The 1,982-nt window shown below is 69.2% G+C and carries 2 protein-coding genes and 1 pseudogene; 2 read left to right on the top strand and 1 reads right to left on the bottom strand.

Translation table 11 applies throughout. The features are described from left to right. Positions 1-366, top strand: a pseudogene (locus Q4F73_RS12405) (glutathione S-transferase family protein); the annotation flags it as partial. On the opposite strand, the gene Q4F73_RS12400 reads toward Q4F73_RS12405, so the two are convergent. Beyond that, the gene (locus Q4F73_RS12400; protein WP_303359646.1) at positions 363-1,232 is read right to left on the bottom strand and encodes a LysR family transcriptional regulator ArgP; all 870 of its coding nucleotides are present in this window, start codon (positions 1,230-1,232) and stop codon (positions 363-365) included. The pseudogene Q4F73_RS12405 and the gene Q4F73_RS12400 sit on opposite strands and share 4 nt — an antisense overlap. A gap of 69 nt (positions 1,233-1,301) precedes the next feature. Between Q4F73_RS12400 and Q4F73_RS12395 the strand changes: the two genes are divergently transcribed. Next, positions 1,302-1,979: a LysE/ArgO family amino acid transporter gene (locus tag Q4F73_RS12395; protein ID WP_303359645.1), complete on the top strand. Its 678-nt coding sequence runs from the start codon at positions 1,302-1,304 to the stop codon at positions 1,977-1,979. Positions 1,980-1,982: the final 3 nt, after the last annotated feature.

Genomic DNA, 1,982 nt, shown 5'->3' with positions numbered 1-1,982 from the left:
ATCTTCCTGTTCGTCACCCTCGTGCGCCACGATGCGGTCTACTACTCGCACTTCAAGACCTCGCGGAACAAGATCTCCGAGATGCCCGCCCTGTGGGGCTACCTCCGCGAGCTCTTCCAGCTCCCCGGTTTCGGCGACACCACCGACTTCACCGAGGTCAAACAGCACTATTTCATCGTGCACAAGGAGGTCAATCCGACCCAGATCGTGCCGGGCGGCCCGGACCTGTCCGGCCTGGCCACCCCGCACGGCCGTGAGGCGCTCGGCGGGCAGCCCTTCGCCGACGGCGTGACCCTGCCGGGCCCGGTTCCGAGCGTCGAGCGGGTGAAGAACCCGGAGCCGTTCCAGGTGGAGCTGTTCGGCTAGCCCTCGACCGCCGGCAGTTGCTGCGCGGCCGCCACGACCGAGTCCGTGAGCTTTTCCACCAACTCGGACTCCAGCCGCCACCGCTGCCAGTAGAGGGGGACGTCGACGACGCGGGCGTCGAGAAGCACGAGGTCCCCGCGCCGCAGATGAATGTCGGACTGCAACTCCGACATGAGCCCCCACCCCAGCCCGCGCAGGGTCGCCCGCGCCAACGCCTCCGATGACGGAATCTCCGACATCCGGGGGCGTTTCTGCGTGCCACCGAGACGTTCCTCCAGATCGGCGGCCTGCAGCGCATCGCCGGGGCCGAAACGCAGGGTGGGCATCGCCGACCAGTCCGGGCCCGGGTAGCGGGCGGCCAGCTCCGGCGTCGCGACGGCCCGGTAACGCACCACTCCCAGAGGCAAGGATTCGCAGCCGGAGACCGGGCGTGACTCGCGCGTGACCGCGCCGAGCACATCGCCGCGGCGCAGCAGGGCCAGGGTGCGGGCCTCATCCTCCATGCGGATGCGGAGGGTGGCACCGTCGAAATCCGCCACATCTGCCAGCACCGGGGTGAACCACGTGGCCAGCGAATCGGCGTTGACGGCGATACTCAGCGGTACGCGGCCGAGGCGACCGTCGAGGCGGGCATCGGTCTCCGCCTGGAGCAGACGCATGCGGCGGGCGGCCTGGACGAGGATCTCCCCCGCCTCCGTGGCTGTGGCCGGCGTCGAGCGCCGCACGAGCACGCGGCCGGTGTCTTTCTCCAGGGCCTTGATGCGCTGACTCACCGCCGAGGGCGTGACGCCGAGGCTGTGGGCGGCGGCCTCGAAGCTGCCCTCGTCGACGATGCTCAGCAGCGATTCCAGGTGCAACGGGTTCATGAAGTAGATCTTAACCAGGGTGAGACCGCTTAACTGGACTTCATCTCGGGCGGGGTGCACGATGTGTCCATGTCCATCATCGCTGCGGGTCTCTTCCTGGGGCTCTCCCTCATCATCGCGGTCGGGCCGCAGAACATCTTCCTGCTCAAGTCCGGCATCAAGCGCGAGCACATCACAGCCGTCGTGGTGACCTGCATCATCTCCGACATCTTCCTCATCTCCGCAGGTGTGGCGGGTGTGGGTGTGCTCGTCGACCGCGCTCCCCTGCTGCTCGAGGCGCTGCGCTGGGGTGGCGCGGCGTACCTGCTGTGGTTCGCATGGTCGAACTTCCGCGATGCCGCCAGCCCCGGGGCGATCACCGTCGTAGAGGCACCCCCGGTCGGGCGCGAGGAACACGGAGGCGCCGGCGCGGTGGCCACCCGGACCCGCCCGATCCTGCGACGCCCCACCCAGCGCCCGACGTGGCTGGGGGCCGTCGGCACGACGCTGGCGCTGACCTGGCTCAACCCCCTGGCCTATGTGGATGTGGTGGTCATGGTCGGTGGCATCGCCAACCAGTACGGCCCCGACGGGCGCTGGCTGTTCGCGCTCGGCGCCTTCGCCGCCGCCCTGCTGTGGTTCCCCACCGTCGGCTACGGCGCCGCACTGCTACGCCGGCCATTGTCGCGCCCACAGGTGTGGCGCTGGCTCAACATCGGCATCGGCCTGGTCATGTGCGGCCTGGCGCTCAAGCTCGTGCTGATGTAGCGC

The sequence above is a fragment of the Corynebacterium sp. genome, assembly GCF_030535495.1.
Taxonomy (GTDB): domain Bacteria; phylum Actinomycetota; class Actinomycetes; order Mycobacteriales; family Mycobacteriaceae; genus Corynebacterium.
This window is presented reverse-complemented; position numbering and strand designations above follow the sequence as displayed.